Genomic DNA, 21,947 nt, shown 5'->3' with positions numbered 1-21,947 from the left:
AGATTTAAGTGAATGGCAGTGAGGATCGAGAAGCAGATAGGGCTCAGTAAAGAGCGAAGCGCCTACTTACAGGCTCTTGCGCTACGGCGGAACGTGCCGGTCGAGGCGCTTGTTGGAACCCTCGTTGGCGAGGCAATCGACGAGCTCCGAGGGAAAAGCGAGAAGGTCGCCGGGCTTGTTCCCGTTGAAATAGGCTACAACTCCTTGGCGACGGCAGATCTCTCCAATTGGGGTCCCGAGGATCTCGAGCCGAATCCGGCCCTCTATAGGATGCAAGGGGAGACGGCAGCGTTTGGCGAGTGACCAAGGCGAGGAGATTAACCCTCGCTTCAAGTTGGGCTCAATTATCTATTACGATTTTGGACCTCCAGCCGAGGACCGCTCTCACGAAGACCTTCTTAGAGAGAAGCACTATGCGGTAGTTGTGCAGACAGACCTGCTGTCTGGCAACGATAAGTACACCACGCTTGCCGTGGCCGGTATGACATCGACTAAGCCGTACAATCGGGCCGGATGGGTCGAGATTCCAGCGACGACTGATAACGGCTTGGACCATATTGGTTACTGCGACGCGAAAAAGCTGTACACGATCAGGAAGGATCGCGTAGCGCGTGTGGTCGGAAATCTCGAAAAGAATAAAGTGTATGAGTTGAAGAGAATTCTCGCGGAGCTCTTCGAGCTTAACGCAGTGCTTTAACCCGAGGTGGTGTTGGGAGCCGATGCTACATTGGTGGTATGGCCTCAATGCCTTACAACATCAATCTCGACGTCAAGTTCGCCCCGCTCGAACAGATCGACGTGAGGCAGCTCGATCGGGAGAATGAGCCTTGGTTCAACCAAACCCTGACGCAGGTCAACGACTGCGTGGTGCGGCTCGGCATTCTTCACGGCGAATTTCACTGGCACAAGCACGATGACGAGGACGAGTTCTTTTTTGTCGTGGAAGGTCTCCTGCTCGTGGACCTGGAGGATCGGACGGTGGAGTTAGGCCCGAAACAAGGGATCACAGTGCCCAAAGGGGTCGTCCACCGAACCCGCGCGCCTCAGCGAACGACGATCTTGATGTTTGAGGGTGCAGGGGTCGTTCCGACGGGCGACTAGAATCGGCAGCGTCGAACGTCGCTAATGAGTCACGCCGCGCGGCAAAATAGGCCATGCCGGAACTGCCGGAAGTTGAATCCGTTTGTCGTATGATGCGCCGGGTGCTCGGTGGGAAGAAGATCGTCAGCGCCACCGTCGCCGACGACGAGATCGTCAATTCCGGGACGCCCGCGGAGGCGATCAGGAGCGCCCTTGAAGGGCATGTGGTCACCGGCGTTGGAAGGAAAGGGAAGTACTGGTGGATCGAGCTGGACGAGCGCCCGTGGCTGTTCGGGCACCTGGGTATGAGCGGGTGGGTCCGGGAGCTCGGCAAAAGCTCGCAACGACTTCACTCCCACGGCAAAGCGCCGATGGACGACGAGGACGGGAATCCTCGGTTCCTGAAACTGCTCATCGAAGCCGAGGATGGCAGCCGGGTCGCATTTACCGACGGCCGCCGGCTTGGCCGGCTATGGCTGGCAGATGGTCCGGAAGTGGACACGAGGGTGAAGCGGCTGGGGTTCGACGTGTACGAAGCCTTGCCCAGTGTGGAAGAGCTGGCCAAGATCCTTGGAAAGCGCAAAGCGCCGATCAAAGCGGTTCTACTCGACCAGGGAGTGTTCGCCGGGGTGGGTAACTACCTCGCCGACGAGATGCTGTACCAGGCGAAGATCGCGCCGAAGCGACTTTCCTCTTCGCTGACTCCTGAAGAGGTCAAAGCGTTGCATACGGTGACCCGCCAAATCTTAAAAGATGCCGTTGAGGTCGACGCCGATAAGGACAAATTCCCGAAGAACTGGCTCTTCCATCACCGCTGGGGCGGCGAGAAAGGGGCCGAGGCGATCGGGGGGCGAGCGATCGTTCGTGAGCAGGTAGCGGGCCGAACGACCGCGTGGGTCCCAGAAATTCAACGGTAACTGCGTTACCATGGAAATGCGTTGATCGCCAACCCGCCCCCTGAACCGCCGCCACTGCCGCCGCCCCATCCTCGGACGCGTCTTTGGCGACGGCCTCGACTGTCGCGAAAGATCAATCGCCGGCGAGAAGCCCGGCGCGGGACTCAGTGCCTCAATTGCGACACGCCGACCACCGCGAAGTACTGTCCCGAGTGCGGCCAGGAGAACGTCGACGTTAAGATCTCGCTGGTCGAGATCTTCAAGGAGGCGTACGACGAGTTCGTGCGGATCGACTCCAAGTTTCTACGAACGCTGGCGCCGCTTTTCGCCCGGCCTGGCTTTCTAACTCTCGAATGGTCCCGGGGCCGGCGAACCAAGTACATCTCGCCTTTGCGGCTCTACCTGTTGATCACCGCGGTGTTCTTCTTGTTTTGCTCGGTGCTGCACGTCAACACGTTCATGAACAAGAAGGCGGAGGCGATCAGCCCCGACGCGCTACACATTTCGCAGACGGAACCGGGGCTGTTCGGATTTATCAATTTGCAGATCCGGCGCATGAGCGCGGTGAGCGGGCCGAGGCTGAATGACGCGTTTTACTCGGAGCTCCCGACGGCGATCTTCATAATGCTCCCGCTCTTTGCGGGGGTTCTGTGGTTTCTCTATATTCGAAGCCGACGGTATTACGTCGAACACATCGTCTTTGCCCTTCACTGTCACTCGTTCTACTTCTTGGTTTTGCTCATCGCCCTGCCAATGCCGTCTAGCCTATGGTGGCTGTTTCCAAAGCTGGGGCTGGCTCTCTGGGTGCCGATCTACTCGCTATTGGCTCTACGCCGCGTTTATGGCCAGGGGTGGATTAAGACGATTGTAAAGGCGGGAATTCTTGGCTACCTTTATACGATCCTGCTCGGACTGACGATCGCCGCCTCGGTCCTCTTCGCCCTCACCTCGATTTCGGACGACGAATTGGTGAAGGCGCCAACCACGCCGGTCAAGTCGGCGTCTAAAGCGACGAAGGAATCCTCGTCTGGCACTCACGGCACAACTGGCGGTGCGGTTGGTCGGTAAACTCGCGGCATGCCTGTCGAGATCAAGATGCCGGAGCTTGGAGAGTCCGTCCACGAGGGAACCGTCAGCCGTTGGCTGAAGAAAGAGGGAGACTTCGTCAAGGAGGACGAACCGGTCGTCGAGATCATGACCGACAAGGTCAACACCGAGCTGGTCGCCCCGGCAACCGGAATTTTGGCCAAGATCCTCGTTCAGGAAGGGGGAGCCGTCGAGGTATTCGCGGCGATGGGGCTCATCGACGACAGTGCCGGTGCGGCGACGCCCGCTTCCGCTCCTGCTGCCGAGGCGGCTCCAGTTCCGGCGGCGCCGACCGCGGCGCCCGCAACTCCGGCGACTGTCCCCGCACCAGCGGCGGCAAGCTCAGAAGGTGATCGAAAGTGGTACACGCCGGTGGTGCGGGCGATGATGAAGGAGCACGGGATTTCCGAAGAGGAGATCCAAGGGCTAACCGGTACGGGCGAAGGCGGCCGGGTCGCCAAGCGCGACGTCGAGGCGTATTTGGCGAGTGGCCGTAAGGTCGCTTCGCAGATCATCGAAGCCACGCCGACGAAAGTGGCAGTACCCGCCGCCACGGTTCCGCAACCTAAGGCCGCGCCGCAGCCGACGGTGGCGGGACCGGAGCAGGAGCTCGTGCCGCTGGCGGGAATGCGGAAGATGATCGCGGACGCGATGATCCGCTCCTCTCAGGTGCCGACTGTTTCGACGGTAACCCAGGTGGATGTGACCAGCATGGTCAAGTTCCGGGAGATCAACAAGGACTCGTTCCTCGAAACTTACGGAGTCAAGCTCACCTACACCCCGTTCTTCATCAAGGCGCTTGCCGAGGCGCTGACGGAGTTCCCGCTAGTGAACTCAAGCCTGCGCGAGGACAACATGATCGTGATGAACAAGGGGGTTCACATCGGCGTCGCGGTCGCGCTCGGCAAGGGTGGAGAGGGTGGCCTGATCGTCCCGGTGATCCGCGACTGCCACAAGAAGAATCTAATCGACATCGCCCGCGATCTCGACGCGATCGCCCAGAAGGCGCGCGCGAACAAGCTCGGCGTAGCCGACGTGCAGGGGGGAACGTTCACTTTGACCAACCCCGGCACGTACGGCGCACTGTTCGGAACACCGATGATCAACGCGCCGCAGGCCGGCATCCTCGGCACATATTCGATCTCCAAAGAGCCGGTGATCGTCGACGACATGATCGCCATCCGATCGATCATGCACCTGGTGCTGACCTACGACCACCGCTTGGTCGACGGAATGCTGGCCGGCAAGTTCCTCGCCGCCATCCGCGACAAACTCCACGGATTCGACTTCTTCAAGTAGTCCTCCAGGCCCCCTCCTCGTCGATGTATGTGCGATGAGGAGGGGGTTGGGGGTGGAGAAATCCGGAAAAGAGGCAAGACATCACCGTCTCGCGATAGACTTCGATCCATGTCGTCGACACGAGCCGTCCGCCGGGGCCTACCAGGTCTGAAAGCCTGTCTTGTCCTCTTCGCAGCCGTTACCGTTGGATCGATCCACGCCCAGCCGCAACAAACCTCGGTCCGCCCGACGGTCCAGCCGTTCAACGCCTCGGGAATCTACAAGAGGGGTGAGAAGGCCGGATGGACGATCACCCCGGTTACCGGATCCTCGGTGACGAAGGTCGCCTATACGGTCAAGAAGAACAATCAGACCGTCGTTCGATCCGGTGAGTTGGACCTTTCCGCCGGCAAGGCGACGATCGAAGTCGCGGTCGACGAGCCGGCGATGATCTACTTGGAAGTCGGACCCGCTGGAGAGCGTCCGGCCGCGTTTGGAGCGGCCGTCGATCCTACCCATTTACGCCCGGTATCGCCCCGGCCGAAGGACTTCGACGCGTTTTGGCGTGGGAAGATCGCCGGACTCAAGGCGATCCCAGAGAACCCGGTGGTGACTCCGGCGGAGAGCGGCAAGCCGGACGTGGATTACGCCACCATTCGTATGGATCACGTCAACGGCACTCACGTTTATGGGCAGCTCGCGAAGCCGTCCAAGCACGGTAAGTACCCCGCGCTGCTTCTTCTTCAATGGGCCAGTCCGCCCTATCCTTTGCAGCGGCCGTGGGTGACGGACCGAGCTGCCGAGGGGTGGCTGGTGTTGAACATCGAGCCACACGACGTGCTGCCGACGGAGCCGGCCTCTTACTACCAGGGGTTGCCTCCCGTTCTGAGAAGCTACCAGGCGATCGGGCAAGACGACCGGGAGAAGAGCTACTTCGTGGAGATGTACCTTCGCGACTACCGGGCGGTCGATTACCTTTCGCACCATCCGGAGTGGGATGGCAAGACCTTGGTGGTGATGGGGACCAGCATGGGTGGCCAGCAAAGTCTGGCGGTCGCGGGGCTTCACCCGAAGGTCACGCACCTGATCGTGAATGAACCGGCTGGCTGCGACCTGAATGCGCAGCTATACGGCCGACAGGCCGGATATCCGTTCTTTCCCGGAAACGATCCCAAAGTGATGGAGACCGCCCGGTATGTGGACTGCATTAACTTCGCTTCCCACATTCGAGCGACGAGCTTGGTGGCGATGGGATTTGTCGATACGGTCGCGCCACCGGCAGGAATCTGGACCGCCTTCAATCAGATTAGAGGCCGTAAGGAGGCCGCGCCGATGGTCGACTCGCCCCACAACAACTCGGCCACTCCCGAGCAGCAGCGTCCCTTCACCGCCCGCGCCGCGGAGTGGCTTCGGATCTTGGTAAGCGGCGGCAAGATCGACGTTAAATCCGGCGTTCAAGATAGATGATATCGGGCATCGGGCTGAAGTTGTACGCGGGAATCTCTTCGAACCCGAGGGCAAGGTAGAGCTCGAGAGCGCCGGTAAGGCGGCGTAAGGTGTCTAGCCGAACCCGTTCGTATCCGAGCTCTCGGGCACGGTGGATCAATGCGATCGAGATGCTCTTCGCCAATCCCCGACGGCGAAACGGCGGCCGAACGTAGAGGCGCTTGATTTCGCAGATCCCGTCGCCGAGGTCGCGAATCGCGGCCCCGGCGGCGACTTCGCCGCCTTCCTCCGCCAAGAGGATCGCCCCTTTCGGAGGGCCGTATTTGCCGGGCAAGCCGTCCAGCTCTTGTTGAAAACTTTGGAAGCCGAGGTCGAAGCCGAGGTCGAGCTGGTACTCCGCGAAAAGCTTTCGAACGACCGGCATTAGGCTTGGATCATTTTCCGCCCAGCGAAACGTCACGCCAGAAACGTACCCTCCAACGTGGTGATGGCCTGGCCTTGAAGCTTAATGCGCGCGCCGTCTACCTGCATCTTGACCACGCCCCCGCGGGCGGAGGCTTGGTAGCCGGTAAGCGACGACTTTCCAAGCTCCTGACTCCAGTAAGCCGCCAGCGCGCAATGGGCAGAGCCGGTTACGGGGTCCTCGGCGATACCGGACTGCGGGAAGAAACATCGGGAGACGAAATCGTACTCTGCGGAGGGGTCCGGCGCGGTGACGATGAGCCCGCGGATACCGAGCGCGGCGATCTCGGCAAAGTCCGGTTGAAGAGCGCGGATGTGGGCAGCGTCCGGCAACGTGACGAACCAGTCCATGCGGTTCTTCCCGGTCCATACGGGTGCTTGGCCCAGGAACTCAAGATTGTGCGGCAGCGGTGCCGGCATGGGAGGCTCGGCCGGGAAATTGAGTTCGATGTCGCGTCCAACCTTGGTCGCCCTCAGCTCGCCGCTACGGGTTTCGAACCGAATGACGTCGCCCTCGTAGCCGCGGCTGAAGAGGACATGGGCGGAAGCGAGAGTCGCGTGGCCGCACAGGTCGACCTCGATGGTCGGGGTGAACCATCGGAGGCCGAAACGGTTATCGGCTAGCGGATTGATGAAAGCGGTCTCCGCTTGGTTCATCTCCATGGCGACGCGTTGCATCCATTCGGCGTCGGCCTCTTCTCGAAGAAGGCAAACCGCCGCCGGGTTCCCAGTGAACGGACCGGAGGCGAACGCATCGACGAGATACAGCGGATAACTCACCCCACCAGCCTACACGCCCGTGTGGCCGGGGATAACTGTTACGATGGCGACTGTGCCGCTCCATGTAGGGCCGGCTACTCGGAAAGGTGGCCTCCCCTATCCCGAAGGGATTTCGTCCGGCAGCGAAGGTTTGCGAGGCACGAGCTACCCTGGTATCTACGCCGACAACTCATCAACCCCAAAGGGGTTGCGTCCTCCACCCGACCTCGAACAAGCCAAAGCAGGCACCCGCCTCCCGAACCTCGAAGAGGTTCCGTCCCCAAGCGAAGGGTTGGACCCGCGTAGCGGAGTCCTACCCTGGTGCGAAGGCCGATAATCCGTTCAACCCCATCGGGGTTGCGTCCGGATATTCTGAGGCAAAGCTATGCCTCAGTCCCTTTCAGCGGTCTTCGTACACCTGGTCTTTTCGACAAAAGATAGGCGACCCTTCCTCAAAGAAAAGTCCCTTCGCGAGGAAGCCCACGCCTATATCGGAGCCGTGTCGGGACGACTGGACTGCCCCTCGATGATCGTCGGAGGGGTCGAGGACCATGTCCACATTCTCGCCCAGCTCGGCAGATCCAGATCCCAGGCGGACTGGGCGAAGGAACTCAAGCGGGTCTCCAGCCTTTGGCTAGGTGAGAAGATCCCCGGCTTTCATTGGCAAAGCGGCTACGGCGTCTTCTCGGTTGGAACCGCCGAGATCGAAGCGGTCCGCCGGTATGTGGAGAATCAAGAAGAACACCACCGCCGGTATTCGTTTCAAGACGAGCTCAGAAGCCTGTTGAAAGAACACGGCCGCGCCTGGGATGAGCGGTATCTGTGGGATTAAAGGGACGCAACCCCGTTGGGGTTGATGGGGTGACGGTCGCCTTTACCAGGGTAGGACCCTGCTACGCGGGTCCAACCCTTCGCTAGGGGAAGGAACCTCGTTGAGGTTCGGGAGGGTTTTTCGCGTTGCAGGATTGGCCCCGGTGGTGCTAAATTTTTTTAGAGGCAACCCCGTTGGTGTTGATGGATTGTCGGTCTCGATACCAGGGTTGCCCTGCTACGCAGGGCAACCCTTCGCTGGGGGACGGAACCTCTTTGAGGTTCGGGAGAATCTCGTCTTCTCGCCTGGCTAGATACCTCTGGAGATGTAACCTTCGAAGTTGGGTATGGGCTGCTCCCGGTGTCGGACTATGAGCCCGGAAGGGGCTTGGTAAGCCCCTTCCGGCAAAGTGGGAACGACGATGGGATCCTGAAACTACCGGACCAATTCGCGGAGGTCTTCTTCTTTGACTTCGGTCTTGGTGTCGGCCATTTTTACGAACGCGTCGTAGATTCCTTCGAACCGCTCGTCGGTGTAGTTGAAGCCGAGCTCGGCGAGGCGGTGTTTCAGGCCGTGGCGGCCGGAGCGGGCGGTTAGGATGATTTCGCTCTTTTCCGCGCCGACAAGCTTCGGGTCGATAATTTCGTAGGTCGAACGCTCTTTGAGGACGCCGTCTTGGTGGATGCCGCTGCTGTGGGCGTAGGCGTTGGCGCCAACGACGGCTTTGTTCCGCTGAACGACCATTCCGGTGAGGCGCGAGACCATGCGAGAGGTTGGCAGCAACTGGGTCGTGTCGATTTTCGTCCCGACGTCAAACTTATCGTGCCGGATGAAGAGCGCCATGACGACCTCTTCCAACGCCGTATTGCCGGCCCGCTCTCCAATGCCGTTCACCGTCACTTCGACCTGCCGCGCGCCGCCCATGACGCCGGCGAGGGTGTTGGCGGTGGCCATGCCGAGGTCGTTGTGACAGTGGCAGGAGAAGACCGCCTTATCGGAATTGGGGACGTTCTCAATGATCCCCTTGATGAGGTGGTAGTACTCGTTCGGGTAGGTAAAGCCGGTGGTGTCGGGAACATTGATGGTGGTCGCGCCCGCTTTGATGACCTCTTCGACGACCTTGTAGACGTAGTCGAGGTCGGCCCGGCCCGAATCTTCCATGAAGTACTCGATGTCGTCGGTGTATTGCCGGGCGAACTTGACCGCGTTTACGCCGACTTCCAGCGCCTGCTCGCGGGTCATCCGGAGCTTGTGCCGCAGGTGGTTCTCGCTGACACCCAATCCGGTGTGGATCCTCCGTCGCTCGGCGGGTTCCAGCGCTTCGGCGGCCACTTCGATATCTTTCTCGCGGGCGCGTGTGAGGCCGCAAATCGTAACCCCCTTGAGCTCCTTGGCCAAGGTGTTGACGCTTTGAAAATCGCCGGGGGAGGAGATCGGGAACCCGGCTTCTAGAATGTCGACGCCGAGGAGCACAAGTTGACGTCCGATCTCTAGCTTTTCATCGAGAGACAGGCGCACCCCGGGACTCTGCTCACCGTCGCGCAGAGTCGTGTCGAAAACCAAAACTCGGTCGTTCACCCTTTCATTATGGAACCGAGGGGCGATATTCGTTTCTACATCATTCTGCGCAAGTCGCGCAGCCAGTCCGCTTCCGCCTGCATGTTGTCCCGGTCACGCTGGGGGTGGGCCGAAAGCAGTTGTTCCGCCTCCTCCAGCGTTTTGTCGGGTCGCCGGTACCCGTCGCAATTTCGATGGCGGCAAGGGCACGGAGTCTTTGCAGGTATCTTCTCGGGCCCGCAACCGAATCGAATAATTCGATTGCCTTTGGAAGTGCCATTCCGGTTCGGGCAAGTACGAATGCATACTCCAGCCTGACTTGGTCGAAGAAGCTCCCTCGCAACCACTCAAAGCTTCTGGCAATTGCGTAGGCACGCTGGATGTGTTGGAGAGCTTGGGTTATCCGGCCCGAATCCAACTCGTGATAATAAGCCAGCAAGCGTGGGTACGCCTCGTGGGGGGTGCCTGATGTTTTCTCCAGGCTAATGCGAATTGCATTCTCGTCCCAATTGGAAGCTCGCACTCCTCGATTCCAAAGAGCCAAGACCTCGTTCATTTCCGCCGGATATTGCGAAGCCCCGTCCATTCTTATTCTTCCTGGGTCCGCAACACCCTTCCTCGCTGCTCAGAGTGGTCGATTCCTGCCTGTAAGGAGTATTCCTCATACCCGATCGTAGTTCTCACCATGTCTCGTATTGGCAGAGGGTTAGCGCCTCAAGACAAGGCGGGCTCGCGGTATCGAGCCGTACTTCCGTTACAGCAAATAGGGCGAGGTTACGGTTAGCTTAAGACGGTTGCGGCAGGCGCGATAGCTGCACTATGCTGATAGCGTGAAGTCTTCGCGCGCGTTCACTCTTATCGAGCTCCTCGTGGTCATTGCGATCATCGCGATCTTGGCGGCGATTCTTTTTCCGGTCTTTGCTCGGGCGAAGGAAGCGGCGAAGAAGACGCAGTGCCTCTCCAACGAGAAGCAGATGTCGATCGCGACTCAGATGTACATGAACGACTTCGACGACCGGCTGTTTTTCTATGCGAGCACCAACAATCCATCTGGCTCGCGAACCGGTGGCGTGGTGCCGGACGCGGCGAGCGTTCATCCGCTACGTTGGTGGAACGCGCTGATGCCGTATACGAAGTCGAAAGCGCTCCTGGTCGGTCCCTCCGACGATGCACCGACTTTGAGCCAGGACCCGACGGGGGCGAAGACGATTCCTCGTTCGTTCATCGCGTGCCGCCATGCCGAAGGGCTGAGCGGATCGCAGATCGACGCGGTGAGCGACACCGTCGTCATTGTGGAGAAGTGGGGGAGGCGACCGGATGGCACCGCGATCACAGACAGTTGGATCGAGCCGTTCAACGGGGACTTCCAGCTCGAGCCGTCGACTGGCCGGATGAAGGTTGCGGCGAACCGCTACGCCGGAGGCCTTGTCTGCACGATGCTCGACGGTCACGCCAAGTGGCTCACGCCGGGAGCGATCAATTCCAGCGCGAACCTAACCGGTTGCGCTCTGGTTCACCAGTACCCGGTCGGAACCGTAATGTGCGATGCTTCGGTGGCGGGCTGCCAGGCGGTTACAGGCAACGTGTGCAACACGTTTACCTATCCGTAGCTAGGAGGCGTTTGGTGGTCGGCAGGTGTGCCAATCGGTCGCTCGCTGGAAGTCGCGGGCTACCCGGTAGCAGACGTCTTCGCGGAGGGCGGGGGCGATGACTTGGCAACTGATCGGAGCGCCATCCTCGAAGCCGACCGGGAAGGCGAGTGCGGGCCAGCCGAGTAGGTTCGACGGGCCGTCGTCGCCGCCCATTCCGACCCAGGTCTTGTCGAACGGCTGATCGATCGGGATCGCGCGGTGGTAGAAGGTTGGGGTCAGAATGCAGTCGCACTTATCCCAAACGGCGTTCGCTTTGAGCGCCTCGGTTCGCAGGCGCATCGCCCAGAGGTAATCGACGGCTCTCGTTTGCATCGCGGCGGCGAAGCCGGCGATCTGGTTGACGTCCTGCAGCTTGGCAAAGCGATCGCTCCGAATGAAATTCTCGTGGGCGCTAGCTCCCTCGGCGTCCACGATGATATTGATCGCCGTGCCGTAGGGAAGGGGCGGGTAGGCGACTTCGCTCGTTTCGTATCCAAGCTTCCTCAGCGCATCGAGCGTCGCGTGGTAGGCGGCTTCCATCGCGGTCGCCTTCGCATCCTTGAAGTTTTCCTTGAGCAGCCCGATCCGCGGCTTTGGTCCGCGCGAGCGGAGCGAGAGGCGCTCGCCTAACGTCGACGGGTCGAGCGGATCGGGACCGGCGATGGTTTCCAGAACGGTTCCGCAATCCTCGGCCGACCGGCAGATCGGCCCCAGCTTGTCGAGGGTCCAGCAAAGCGCCATCGCTCCGAAGCGGCTAACCCGGCCGTAGGTAGGGCGGAATCCGGTCGCGCCGTTGAACGCGCTGGGGCAGGTGATGCTGCCGCTGGTCTCGCTCCCGATGGAAAACCCGACGCATCCAAGCGCGGTGGTTGCGCCGGACCCGCTGCTGCTTCCCCCCGCCCAGAGCCGCTTGTCCCACGCGCTGAGGCAAGGGCCCATGCGACTGGCGTTGGCGACATTGTAGTTGCCGCCTCCGGCAAGCTCGATCATCTCAAGCTTCGCCAGCAGTACCGCACCGGCGTCTTCAAGGCGGCGAACGACGGTCGAGTCGTAGTCGAAAACCTGGTCCGCGTGGCCGGGCGAACCCCACCGGGTGGGGATCCCTTTTGTGGCGAGTAAGTCCTTTACGCCGAACGGAATTCCGTGAAGGGGCGAGCGGGCGGTGGTTCGGTCGGCTTCGGCGGCTTGTTTGAGAGCCAAGCTTTCCGTCAACTCAGCGACCGCGTTGTGGGCCGTGCCGATCGTTTTCAGCCGGTCGAGGTACATGCGGGTGAGCTCGACGGAGGAGACCTCCTTGCGGTCCAGCGCTTTGCGCATATCGCGGAGGGAGGCGAATGGGTTCACTTCTTGCCCCCGGTCGGTCGGTAGACGAAACACGGCTCGCTGCAGTCGGGAAGCTTTGTCTTCAGTCGGTCGGTGGCGTTGGTGCGGTTCGCCTCTACTGCCGCCTTCAGCAGCTTTTTCGCCTCGTCGGGCAACGGATGGCCGAGCTCTTTTTCGATGTCGTCCGAGGTTGGAACCTGGCCCATTGCGGTCACCGGTATCGCGACCGCGGCCGCACTCACCAACCCCAGCTTCAAAAGATCGCGACGAGAAGCATACTCCGGCATGTTGTCCATGTTAATGGATTTGGTCGAGATAGAGAGTGCCCGGACGGCGACTCACGGTATTGGACAGATGAGATCTTGTTCGAGTTGATCTCGAAATTTCTTTCCCGTGCCGCGCTCATCGGTCATGTTGCCCCCCACACTCCAGAGCCGGCGGCGTTTGGGATCATAGTGCAGGGGTTCGCCCGAGTAGGGGTCGACTAAGGGGCGATCGATAACTTTGCTATGAACCAAGTCCGACAGGTCTTCCGGCAAATGACCAAACTGGCGCGAGTAGAGAGCCAAGGAGAGTTCGCCTCTCACGAGTTCATGAGTCGTTTCGCTGAGCATTCTCGCCGCGAGAAGTTGGTCGGAAGAAAGATGCGAGCCAAGTAAATATCGGCCGAACGAATTATCGATTCGGTTCATCTTGAACTTGAATTCAAACGCTTCCAGGGTGTCTTCCGCAGGGCAGGGGAATTCGTCTACGGCGGATGCTAGCTGCCTTACCTTAGCCTCGGCTCGCGGGTCGAATCTTCGATAATCGCCGGACACGTTCTCCATCATCTTGGAATAGAGGAGATTCATTTCTGTCGCCGTATCGGTGGCGGAATAGTTGCCGCAGAGAAAAGGGGCATTCTCGGCGACTCCGGGAACCCGCGGAATTCCACTTTGCCAAGCTTTGCTCGCCCGGGGGTCCGGGAGATAGTCGTAAAAGGTGTCTCGAAATTCCTCGCGGACGACCTCGCGAATCACGGTTCGGTCTGGCAGCGGCTTGTCCAACTGATCGAGCAGGTTGCGCAACGTCCCGGCGTCGAGCCGGGAGGATTCAATTGATTCGGCGATCGCGCAATCTACGTCCTGTCTACCCTGGGCGAAAATCTCGTAGTCGGTTGGAGTAGTTGCACTTTCCACTAACCGACGCGAGAATCGACAGGCAAGGCTCGCGAGATATTTGAACCGGTTTCGGTCGGCCGGCTTAGTGGAGCCAAGTACGGCAAATGGCAAACTTTGGATGAGTCTATTAACCGGTTCTTTGGGGTCGATTCCTCGCCCGATGTCGGGCGTACATTGCCACGGTCCTTCGTCGATAACCGCGCTTAGTCTTCCAAGCTGGACGGGATTCGTGTCCCAAAAAACTCTCGCATCCTCTTGAATATTGTGGAGATGGGTAACGACGTCCGTCGGAAACATACTTAGGCGTAGTGAGCCGATAATCGCGACCGCACGATTGAACCGGGCTTTCTTTACCGGATCAATCGTTACTGGCCGCACGAGTTCGGGTCCGAGGATGCGATCGACTTCCGCGCGGGTAGCGCGTCTCCAGGTCGGCCGGAGCGCGCAGTAGCCGGTCGCCGCCAGTAGGGCAACCGCTCCAGAGAATAGTAACGCTCGGCGAGGATTCTTCACTTGACCTTAGTGGCAGAGGATTTCATGATACGCGGGACGAGGGCGATGAACCCGTTGGAGTAGACGGTATGTGGAAAGATGCCCAAGTTTCGCGTAGGACGCAACCTTTTCTAGTTTGGGAAGCAGTGTTTGCCTGCGTCCTGTTTGGTGGCATTTGGTTATTCTCAGACCCCTCCTCATGCCAATCCACTCAAAGGCCGTTGTAGAGGCGGAGCACCGGATGCTCCGGAAGCCTTTGCGTTGCATTTCTCCCAAACCGATGCTCCTAACCACCGAAGGTAATCCAATCCCACGAAGACAAATCCAACCGAACCTAGCCCCGAAGGTGGCGTAATACCAAAGCGAAGGGTGAGCGAAGCGTAACCCTGGTAACGGAGCCACCCACCCCCTTCGAGCCCTGTAGGGGCGATATCACCAAAGCCGAGAGGAGGTTAATCGTGGACAGTTGATATCGCCGCTTTCAGGGCTCGGAGGGTTCATCGGCTCGATACCAGGGTTACGCTTTGCTCACCCTTCGCTTTGAGACACCGCGCCTTCAGCGCTGATTCAGGGATCTGCGCGGGGACGCACCTTAGATCGTTAGGAGATGACCTCGTGTGAAGCGCCATGCAACGCCTTCTCCGCCAAGGAGTGAAGGCGACTCCGGAACTCGCCCAGAGTCTTCCTCACGTGCAAGATGTGCAACGGCATCCCCCCTCTCCCTCGTTCGGCACGAAACATCCGAAGGAGGGAGAGGGGGCTCCGGAGTGGTTATTCCATTGGCGGTTTTGGCGAATATCCCTTAGGTTGAAGCTGAATCTTGACCGTCCGGATCTCAAAGGGGCGAAGGTCGTAGATAAGGCGGCCGCCATCAGGGCCGGCGGAGCCGGTGCCGACATCGCTTTGGCCGGCGATACTTAGGGGATCTTCAACGAAGTTCACCCAAGATGCGCGCTTAAAGAAGGGAAAGATTCTTGCCGAATACCGCGCACTCGGTTGGCCCGAAGCCTGGAAGAATCTGAGAATTAAGTCATTACCATCCTCAGATCGCTTTAGCGCGGTGGGGACGACCGGGTCCGTCCCCATCGTGATCGTCCTGTATTCTAGCGGCTGGTCGCCGCGAGCATCGTAAGGGACCGAGGCGTTAAAGAGCGGGATATTAAACTCGGTGGCGATCTCAGTCAACTGCGCGTAGTTCATCTCGGAGCCGTGCGGGACGATTGAGTAGCGCCAGTGGTGGTGGCCGGGGTTGGGTACCGGGTCTGGGTCATGCGACGCGCGGATGAGTGTGAGACGCAAGGTCTTTCCGTCGGACGAGTAGCCGTGCTTGCTGTCGTTGAGGACGGCAATGCCGCTTTGGTCGGCCCATTGGAGAGCGGGGAACTCGCGGCCGTCGGACTTCCGATCGATGGAGCCGAACGGAATCTCATACCGCGCCGATGTTGCCGTCGTCGCGGTGTCGAACGCCACGCGGAGCATCGGCGACGGCTCGTCGCCGGTGCCGATCGCGTTCCAGTCGCAATCGACGTCGGTTTCGATCGTCGGTTTTCGCGTATCCAGAACGAACCGTTGGGTCACCTTGGTGTCCCGGCTCAGCGAGTTGTGCGCCTTAAGAACATAGTCGAAACGCACCTCGACATGCTCCGGTGTGCCGGTCACCGCATGGTCGACGCACTCCAACGGCTCGACCTTCGAGATCGCGCCGATCACCCAAGCGCTCATGCCGCCGGGTCCTTCGAAGTGGTTCTCCAAGCGGCCCAGCGACGAGCCCGCCATTTCCCGCTTTAAGCGCTTGTCGAAAAGACTCGTGATCAGCCCGCGCTTCACATCGAAAGTCACCTGATAGGCATCGGTTTCGAACGAGCCTTCACCCGTCATTCGCACCTTTGGCTTTGGCACCGTCCCGATCTGGAAATTGAACACTTTGTAACCGAACGCCGGCACGTTGCCGGCCCAGAACCGGATCTTGCGGCTCGGGCCGTCGATGAGCTGGACCGGGAACTTGGCGCCGTCCGGGGCGACGGCAACCGCGTTCTCCGGGGTTACCCCACTGTCGGCGTCCCACCCGCTCTTCACGAGGTAGGTCTCCACCCATCCGCTTCGGGTCCAGCCGGTGGGATTGAAGACCATCTGACTGATCCCTTTGGGGGCGGTGACTTGGACCGCCATCGACTCCATGGCGCGCTGGATAATGTCGCGGTCGTCGAAGACCACCCTCTGGAGCTGGACTTTGGTCTTCTCGTACGGGGCGTGGATTCCCGAGCCAGGGAGAGTGTCGTGGTGGTGGTTGAAGCAGATCTCCTCCCAGTTGCGGCGGAACGACGCCTTGGGATAGGCGAAGCCGCGAAGGGAAGCGACGGTCGCGATCGCCTCAGCGGCGGTGGTCATCGCCTCCGCTTGCCGGTTGAGCTGCTTGATTTCGGAGTGGGTGGTGTAGCAGCCGTCGAAGACCGGGTTGAGCTCGTCTTGGATCGTCGGAATCTTCTTCAGATCGTAGGTGCGCAGCTTGTCGAAGAACTCGGTGGCGGTAGAGAAGCGGACCTTCGGTTTGGTCGGGTCTTTCATCCAGCCGAGCGCTTCCTGAATCATCTCGCGGGTGGGGCCGCCGCCGTGGTTGCCAACTCCATAGACCCACAGCATGTCCTTGCTGCCGGTCTTGTCGCGGAAATCGAGCATCTCCTGGAACTGCTTGTAGGAGAGATCGCTGTTGTACCAAGAACCGGTGGCCGGCTCGTCGAAGGTTAGAATTTTGGTGCCGTCGAGGGCGGTCCACCAAAACAGCGGCTTCTCCTTGCCGCCCCGGCAGAAGTAGTACGCATCGCATCCGCCGAGCTTGGCGATCTGCGGCATTTGGGCGTTATGACCGAAGGTGTCCGGCTCCCACGCCACCCGGGCCGTCTTGCCGAACTTCTCTCGGAAGTAGCGCTGGCCGTAGAGGAATTGGCGGGCGTGCGACTCAGGGGAGATCATGTTCGTGTCCCCCTCGCAAACGCGACCGCCGACCAGCTCCCACTGTCCTTTCTTCACCTTCTGCTGGATGGTTTTGAACAGGGCGGGGTACTGCTCCTCGACCGCCTTGTACAGCCAGGACGAGCTTTGGCTAAAGGTGAAGCCGGGGAACTCGTCCATGAACTTGGCGGCCTGGTTGAACGTGTCGTGGGTGACGACCAGCCCCTCTTGCCACTCCCATAGCCACTGCAGGTCGATGTGGGCGTGCCCGACGAGGTGTCCCGTGTACTTCTCCATCACCGGGTGCGTGTGGGAGAGCGCATGGTTCGCGGCGTGAAGCGCGGCCTGAATCTCTTCGGGCGAAGCATTCTCCTTCCGCTCGACGGCATCGAGCAGCGCTGCCGCTTCCCGGATGTGGCCCTCTAGCGCGGGATCCGGATTTCCTTTCAGGAATCCGCGGGCAAATTCGATGTCCCTCCGCGCATTCTCCAGGCTGGCGATTCGCTTGCCGGCCGCCTCCACTTGGGCGACGAGCGCCGCGGTATTGGCGCCTTCGACCACTTTGCTTCGGTCTACGGAGATGAAGATCGGAAGCTTCGAATACCCATTGCTGTTAACCAACTGACGGGTTGGCGGCAGGCCATTGGTGTACACGGGGGTGCGGGTGCCATCCGCGTGCTCCACGTAGATGTCATCCAGCCATTGAACGTAGGGGCCAAACTCGTCCCCTTCGAAGTTTGCGTTCCATGCCACCGTCGTTCGTCCGGCTTGCCCCACGAGAGGGATGCGGCGCACGTACCATTTGCCGATGGCGGGGGTGAGAACGGTGTCGCCGTGGCAATCGAGCCCTTGCGTATCCTTTAGATGGATGTCGCGCAATGAGTCCTTATCGTCCGCGAAATCGACGTCCAACCCTCCCTTCGCCACCGGGTTCTTCGGATCGAGGAAGACGGAATAGACGAGCACGTCCCCTTCCTTGATGGCGATCCGCTGGTCGGAGAACTTGTAGTAGGTGAAGAAGTTCTCCCGCCCATGGGCGAGGTTGCTCGACACGAAGGCCAAGCATGTATCCGCTTGGGCACGGACGGGGAAGTGGGCGGAGATCGCGGCCAGAGCCAAAAGCGACACTGTCATGTGCCGTCGATTTTACGCCTTCCTGTGAATTGACGACCGGGAACTCACCAAGCGTTGCAGAGCCGGTGCGAACAGCGGTAACCACTCGTAAGTCCAAAGTCATGGTATATAGACCATAGATGTCCGAGGAGAAGGCGGTCGTATGGGTTGGCTCAAGCAAGCGCGACTTGCTCAAGTTTCCAAACGAAGTCGTCGACGAGGTGGGCTATGCACTGGACACGGTGCAGCGGGGCGGAAAACCCAAGAATGCTAAGCCCTTGCTGGGGTTCGGAGGTGCAAATGTTCTCGAGGTCGTGGAGGACTTTGACACTGACACTTACCGAGCCGTCTACACCGTGAGGTTTGCCGAAAAGGTCTACGTGCTTCACTGCTTCCAGAAGAAGAGCACCCACGGTTCGAAAACTCCGCAGCACGATACGCAACTGATCAAGCAACGGTTGAAGGCGGCCGAGGAGATACACAAAGAATGGATAAAGACACAGGAAGGCGCTCACCGCAGACGAATAGACCCGGCTCCCGAAAAGAGGAAGGAATGAGCTTCGAGTTAAGTAGCGGCAACGTATTTGCCGACCTCGGCTATGAAAATGCGGAAGAGATGGTCGCCAAAGCTGAGCTCGTCCGGGCGTTGACGAAAGCCATTGACTCGAAGCAGCTCAGCCAGACCAAAGCCGCCCAGCTTATGGGCGTTGATCAGCCGACCCTTTCAAAGCTGCTTCGCGGCCGGACCCGGAGTTTTTCCATCGACCGCTTATCGCACATGCTCACCGCGCTTGGCAGAAACGTGACGATCGTCATCGAGGAGCCAGAGGTCGAGAGCCTTAAAGAGGAGCGAACTGCGCCGGGGCATATTAGGGTGGTGAAAGCAGTCGCCGGGAGTGCTCCCGTCGTCCTGTCAAGCGGCTAGTTTCCTCGGTAGGCAACGGGCTCAACGCTTAGCATCTCTTCGCCAACCGTTTTTGCGAGGGTTACCGCGTCCCCGGGAGAAAGCTCACGTCCCGCGGCATACGCGTCCGCGAAACCGGCGTCTTGGCGGCCAGTGGCGGTCTGGCGTTGGAATCGCGCCTCGTGGGCCGGGCAGCGCATGGCGGGGATCGCTTCTCGCATGACGGACGCGGCGCCGAGCAAACGGGCGCCGCGCTCGATATCTCCAGCGGCGACGGCGGCCAAGCCCATTCCCTCTACGTTAAGAGCCACTCCGCGCCGCTCGCCCATCTTCGTGAATTCCTCGAGCCCGACCGAGAAGCTGGCGGCCGCTTCGGCGGGCTTGCCCATGTCGAGGTCCAGCCACGCTCGGTAGTGTTCGGCCATGATCCGCATCACGGCGATCTTTCGTTCGAGGGCGCCCGCGCGGGCTTGGGCAAAGGTCTCGTAAGCCTCATCCGTTCGGCCGAGGGCATGGTACGTCTGGGCAAGGTTCAGTTGGACGATGACCATCACGTTCGTGCAGTCTTTTTCCTGGCACTCCTTGATGGCCCGGTCGAACATCTCAAGGGCGTCGTCTAGCCGTAGAACCTCGAAATAGCTGAGGGCGAGGGCGGAGAGGCAGGAGGCATAACGCTCTCGTCCAGGGGCTTTCTCGCAAAGCGGCAACGAGTATTCGAGCTGCTCCAAGGCCTCTTGCGACCGACCCTGGTTCTGCATGACGATCCCCAAGGTAAAGGCGGAGCGGGCAACGCCGTCGAGATCGTCCACTTCCTTGAAAAAGACGAGCGCTTCCGACACGCGGGTGAACGTGACGTCGTAGTCGGCCTGGCTCCAGGCTCCGGCGCCGCAAGTGTGGAGGGCGTGGGCGTACTCGCGGGGGAACCGCTGCCCGCCGGGAATGGCGATGGCGCGCTCCGCCCGCGTCCGGCCCAGCTCCAGCCATCCCTGGTTCCAACTAAACGACCAGGTGAGGTGGGCGATTTTGAGAGCGGACAGAGCATCGCCACTCCGCTCCGCCCAGGCGAACGCAGAGGAGATCTCCTCTTGGATATTGGTCAGGATGGCGTGAACGGCGGCGGAGCCGACCCCGATCATGTTGGTCTGGCACTCTTCGCAACGGGCTACCACGAACGCGAGATGGCGGTCTCGAAGCTCATTGGCGCGTCCGCCCCGCTCGACCATTTCCCACGCAAACCGCCTGACCGGGTCCAGAATCTTGAAACGCGGCCTTCCGGAGGTTTCCGCCTCTACGATGAGGGACCGGTCGACAAGGGCCTCCAGCGACCGGACGAGGTCGACCGGGTTGGTGTTTTGGGTTAAGTCGAGGAGATCGTCCACGGTCCAGGAGCCGGCGAACGCGGATGCGACGTAGAGGGTCTCCCGGTCGGCTTCGCCAAGCAGATCCAAGCTCCAACCGAGGGTTGCGTCGAGGGTGCAGTGCCGGGGGTCCCTCCCGGGAGCGGGCGCCTTTAGAAGCTCTAGCCGCTCGCCGAGCAACTCGTCGATGCGGGACGGGGTTAGGAATCGGGCGCGGCCGGCGGCGAGCTCGATGGCGAGGGGAATCCCTTCGAGCCGGCGGCAGATCCGGGCGACCGATTCTCGTCCATCGTCCGAGAGAACGAGGCCCGGGCTGGCTTCTTGAGCGCGGCGGCAGAAGAGCCGGACCGCGTCCTCATGATCGAAGACGGGAACTCGAAAGCTTTGCTCCCCTTCCAGGCCGAGGGTTTGTTGGCTGGTGGCTACGATGCGCGCGTTGGGGCAGTGGGTTCGAAGGGAAGCGCAGACATCCCGGGCGGCGTCCAGCACGTGCTCGCAGTTGTCGAGCAGTAGGAGGAACGAGGCTCGCGAGAGCCGGGTCGCCAACGTCGCCGCCGGCTCGTTCGGTTGAGGATCGATCGGACGCAACGCGGCGGCCAACGCCATGGCGACTTCGGCCGGCTCGCGAATCGACGCGAGTGGGACGAACCAGGCGCCGTCGGGAAACTCGTGTTCGAGCTCCCGTGCGACTTCGATTCCGAGCCGGGTTTTGCCGATTCCGCCGAGTCCGAGAAGCGTAACCAACGACCGGGTCCGGACCCGCGTCTTTAACTGAGCGATCTCCTCCGACCGCCCGACCAGGGAGCCATCGGGAACGGGAATGGACCCGCTGACCGGCACATTATCCAGCTTAGAGGGCTTTGCCCGTCCGGCGATTTCGTCGGCGGTGCGGGTCGTTTCGTCCGAGACGGAGAGCCCGAGCTCGGAGGCGAGGCGCTGTCGGAACGATTCGTATAGGGCTACCGCGCCCGCGCCGTTTCCGGCTCGCTCCATGAGGTGCATGGCCCGGCGAACCAGCCCTTCGTCGTGCGGCTCGTGGACGAGGAGTTTGCGCAACGCTTCGGTGGCTTCGGAGAATCGCTCTTCGGCTTCCAACATCGCCGACGCCCGAAGCAGGGCGTCTCGAAAACCGAACACATAGTGGCCACGCCGTTCCACCACCCAATCTTCGGTCCAACCGTCCAGGAGCGGGCCGCGGTACCAGTCGGCGGCGTCGATCGCGCCGGTGGCGTCTCGGGCGATCAGGCGCTCGTACTCTCGCACATCGACGAGCACTCGGTTTTCGTCTAGTTGGAGGGTGGTGGGAGTGGGCGAAACGATGGCGCCGGACTCGGTGCCGAGCGCTTGGCGAAGGTCGGTGAGGGTTCGGCGAAGGCTGTAGAGGGCGTCGCTAGGCTCGCTGTAGGGCCATACGGTTTCGGCGATGGCGTGGCGATCGATCGGCTTTCCGAGGCGGAGGCCGAGAAGGGCGAGGACCATGTGTCCTCGATGGGTCCGGAGGCGGCGCAGGGGAGTGCCATCGACCGTCACCTCGTACCGCCCAAAAAGCCGAAGTTCGATCATCGTGCGAGTTCAGTGCCTGATACCGTTTAGCTAAGGTGGCACGGGCGGCCCGCCCGAGTAATGACCCTGTCGTTTATCC

At 60.6% G+C, this 21,947-nt stretch carries 19 protein-coding genes; 11 read left to right on the top strand and 8 right to left on the bottom strand.

Translation table 11 applies throughout. The features are described from left to right. Nucleotides 1-12: 12 nt before the first annotated feature. From OP10G_RS20240 to OP10G_RS20210, 7 genes are all read left to right on the top strand, one after another. A complete protein-coding gene (locus OP10G_RS20240; protein ID WP_025228613.1) occupies nt 13-303 on the top strand; it encodes a hypothetical protein in 291 nt (96 codons plus the stop codon). Continuing rightward, nucleotides 293-697: a type II toxin-antitoxin system PemK/MazF family toxin gene (locus OP10G_RS20235; protein ID WP_025228614.1), complete on the top strand. Its 405-nt coding sequence runs from the start codon at nt 293-295 to the stop codon at nt 695-697. Before OP10G_RS20240 ends, OP10G_RS20235 begins: the two co-directional genes overlap by 11 nt. Nucleotides 698-735: 38 nt before the next feature. Next, entirely contained in the window at nt 736-1,101 is a 366-nt protein-coding gene (locus tag OP10G_RS20230; protein ID WP_025228615.1) for a cupin domain-containing protein, read from the top strand. A 53-nt stretch (nt 1,102-1,154) separates the two neighbouring features. Next, entirely contained in the window at nt 1,155-1,997 is an 843-nt protein-coding gene (locus OP10G_RS25190; RefSeq protein ID WP_052547865.1) for an Fpg/Nei family DNA glycosylase, read from the top strand. A 21-nt stretch (nt 1,998-2,018) separates the two neighbouring features. Next, nucleotides 2,019-3,044 (top strand): DUF3667 domain-containing protein, encoded by a 1,026-nt coding sequence (locus tag OP10G_RS20220; RefSeq protein ID WP_025228617.1) that lies wholly within the window; start codon nt 2,019-2,021, stop codon nt 3,042-3,044. Nucleotides 3,045-3,053: 9 nt separating this feature from the next. Continuing rightward, nucleotides 3,054-4,361 (top strand): dihydrolipoamide acetyltransferase family protein, encoded by a 1,308-nt coding sequence (locus tag OP10G_RS20215; protein WP_025228618.1) that lies wholly within the window; start codon nt 3,054-3,056, stop codon nt 4,359-4,361. A 108-nt stretch (nt 4,362-4,469) separates the two neighbouring features. Further along, nucleotides 4,470-5,807, top strand: coding sequence for an acetylxylan esterase (locus OP10G_RS20210; RefSeq protein ID WP_025228619.1), 1,338 nt, complete (start codon nt 4,470-4,472; stop codon nt 5,805-5,807). Here OP10G_RS20210 and OP10G_RS20205 read toward each other — a convergent pair. After that, nucleotides 5,782-6,210 (bottom strand): GNAT family N-acetyltransferase, encoded by a 429-nt coding sequence (locus OP10G_RS20205; protein ID WP_052547864.1) that lies wholly within the window; start codon nt 6,208-6,210, stop codon nt 5,782-5,784. The genes OP10G_RS20210 and OP10G_RS20205 overlap by 26 nt on opposite strands. A gap of 32 nt (nt 6,211-6,242) precedes the next feature. Further along, nucleotides 6,243-7,028 carry a PhzF family phenazine biosynthesis protein gene (locus OP10G_RS20200; protein WP_025228621.1) on the bottom strand — a complete coding sequence of 262 codons (786 nt, stop codon included), beginning with the start codon at nt 7,026-7,028 and terminating at the stop codon, nt 6,243-6,245. A 364-nt stretch (nt 7,029-7,392) separates the two neighbouring features. On the opposite strand from OP10G_RS20200, the gene tnpA reads away from it, so the two are divergent. Beyond that, nucleotides 7,393-7,839, top strand: coding sequence for an IS200/IS605 family transposase (gene tnpA, locus OP10G_RS20195; protein WP_025228622.1), 447 nt, complete (start codon nt 7,393-7,395; stop codon nt 7,837-7,839). Nucleotides 7,840-8,253: 414 nt separating this feature from the next. Here the strand turns inward: tnpA and OP10G_RS20190 are convergent, their stop codons facing one another. Next, nucleotides 8,254-9,396: a 2-isopropylmalate synthase gene (locus tag OP10G_RS20190; protein ID WP_025228623.1), complete on the bottom strand. Its 1,143-nt coding sequence runs from the start codon at nt 9,394-9,396 to the stop codon at nt 8,254-8,256. Nucleotides 9,397-10,205: 809 nt separating this feature from the next. Between OP10G_RS20190 and OP10G_RS25185 the strand changes: the two genes are divergently transcribed. Beyond that, on the top strand, nt 10,206-10,985 hold the full coding sequence (locus tag OP10G_RS25185; RefSeq protein WP_025228625.1) for a prepilin-type N-terminal cleavage/methylation domain-containing protein: 780 nt from the start codon (nt 10,206-10,208) through the stop codon (nt 10,983-10,985). Here OP10G_RS25185 and OP10G_RS20175 read toward each other — a convergent pair whose 3' ends face one another. The 4 genes from OP10G_RS20175 to OP10G_RS20160 form a co-directional block, all read right to left on the bottom strand. Next, nucleotides 10,986-12,323 (bottom strand): amidase, encoded by a 1,338-nt coding sequence (locus tag OP10G_RS20175; RefSeq protein ID WP_227624986.1) that lies wholly within the window; start codon nt 12,321-12,323, stop codon nt 10,986-10,988. 23 nt (nt 12,324-12,346) lie between these two features. After that, nucleotides 12,347-12,616: a hypothetical protein gene (locus OP10G_RS20170; RefSeq protein ID WP_144241278.1), complete on the bottom strand. Its 270-nt coding sequence runs from the start codon at nt 12,614-12,616 to the stop codon at nt 12,347-12,349. 51 nt (nt 12,617-12,667) lie between these two features. Continuing rightward, entirely contained in the window at nt 12,668-14,002 is a 1,335-nt protein-coding gene (locus OP10G_RS20165) for a hypothetical protein (RefSeq protein WP_025228628.1), read from the bottom strand. Nucleotides 14,003-14,752: 750 nt separating this feature from the next. Further along, entirely contained in the window at nt 14,753-18,064 is a 3,312-nt protein-coding gene (locus OP10G_RS20160; protein ID WP_025228629.1) for an alpha-mannosidase, read from the bottom strand. 119 nt (nt 18,065-18,183) lie between these two features. Here OP10G_RS20160 and OP10G_RS20155 point away from each other — a divergent pair, with 119 nt between their 5' ends. Together OP10G_RS20155 and OP10G_RS20150 are read left to right on the top strand one after the other, a co-directional pair. Continuing rightward, nucleotides 18,184-18,600, top strand: a complete 417-nt coding sequence (locus OP10G_RS20155) for a type II toxin-antitoxin system RelE/ParE family toxin (RefSeq protein WP_025228630.1) — start codon at nt 18,184-18,186, stop codon at nt 18,598-18,600. Next, nucleotides 18,597-18,968 (top strand): helix-turn-helix domain-containing protein, encoded by a 372-nt coding sequence (locus tag OP10G_RS20150; protein WP_025228631.1) that lies wholly within the window; start codon nt 18,597-18,599, stop codon nt 18,966-18,968. The genes OP10G_RS20155 and OP10G_RS20150 overlap by 4 nt, the downstream gene beginning before the upstream one ends. Here OP10G_RS20150 and OP10G_RS20145 read toward each other — a convergent pair. Continuing rightward, nucleotides 18,965-21,868: an ATP-binding protein gene (locus OP10G_RS20145; RefSeq protein ID WP_025228632.1), complete on the bottom strand. Its 2,904-nt coding sequence runs from the start codon at nt 21,866-21,868 to the stop codon at nt 18,965-18,967. The genes OP10G_RS20150 and OP10G_RS20145 overlap by 4 nt on opposite strands. Nucleotides 21,869-21,947 lie beyond the last annotated feature (79 nt).

The sequence above is a fragment of the Fimbriimonas ginsengisoli Gsoil 348 genome, assembly GCF_000724625.1.
In the GTDB taxonomy this organism is placed as follows: domain Bacteria; phylum Armatimonadota; class Fimbriimonadia; order Fimbriimonadales; family Fimbriimonadaceae; genus Fimbriimonas; species Fimbriimonas ginsengisoli.
This window is presented reverse-complemented; position numbering and strand designations above follow the sequence as displayed.

Excerpts from the sequence above, each read along its gene's own strand:
- OP10G_RS20240 (WP_025228613.1), top strand. The coding sequence starts at position 13 with ATGGCAGTGAGGATCGAGAAGCAGATAGGGCTCAGTAAAGAGCGAAGC.
- OP10G_RS20230 (WP_025228615.1), top strand. The coding sequence starts at position 736 with ATGGCCTCAATGCCTTACAACATCAATCTCGACGTCAAGTTCGCCCCG.
- OP10G_RS25190 (WP_052547865.1), top strand. The coding sequence starts at position 1,155 with ATGCCGGAACTGCCGGAAGTTGAATCCGTTTGTCGTATGATGCGCCGG.
- OP10G_RS20215 (WP_025228618.1), top strand. The coding sequence starts at position 3,054 with ATGCCTGTCGAGATCAAGATGCCGGAGCTTGGAGAGTCCGTCCACGAG.
- OP10G_RS20210 (WP_025228619.1), top strand. The coding sequence starts at position 4,470 with ATGTCGTCGACACGAGCCGTCCGCCGGGGCCTACCAGGTCTGAAAGCC.
- OP10G_RS20205 (WP_052547864.1), bottom strand. The coding sequence starts at position 6,210 with ATGCCGGTCGTTCGAAAGCTTTTCGCGGAGTACCAGCTCGACCTCGGC.
- tnpA (WP_025228622.1), top strand. The coding sequence starts at position 7,393 with ATGCCTCAGTCCCTTTCAGCGGTCTTCGTACACCTGGTCTTTTCGACA.
- OP10G_RS20175 (WP_227624986.1), bottom strand. The coding sequence starts at position 12,323 with ATGCGCAAAGCGCTGGACCGCAAGGAGGTCTCCTCCGTCGAGCTCACC.
- OP10G_RS20170 (WP_144241278.1), bottom strand. The coding sequence starts at position 12,616 with ATGCCGGAGTATGCTTCTCGTCGCGATCTTTTGAAGCTGGGGTTGGTG.
- OP10G_RS20160 (WP_025228629.1), bottom strand. The coding sequence starts at position 18,064 with ATGACAGTGTCGCTTTTGGCTCTGGCCGCGATCTCCGCCCACTTCCCC.
- OP10G_RS20155 (WP_025228630.1), top strand. The coding sequence starts at position 18,184 with ATGTCCGAGGAGAAGGCGGTCGTATGGGTTGGCTCAAGCAAGCGCGAC.
- OP10G_RS20150 (WP_025228631.1), top strand. The coding sequence starts at position 18,597 with ATGAGCTTCGAGTTAAGTAGCGGCAACGTATTTGCCGACCTCGGCTAT.
- OP10G_RS20145 (WP_025228632.1), bottom strand. The coding sequence starts at position 21,868 with ATGATCGAACTTCGGCTTTTTGGGCGGTACGAGGTGACGGTCGATGGC.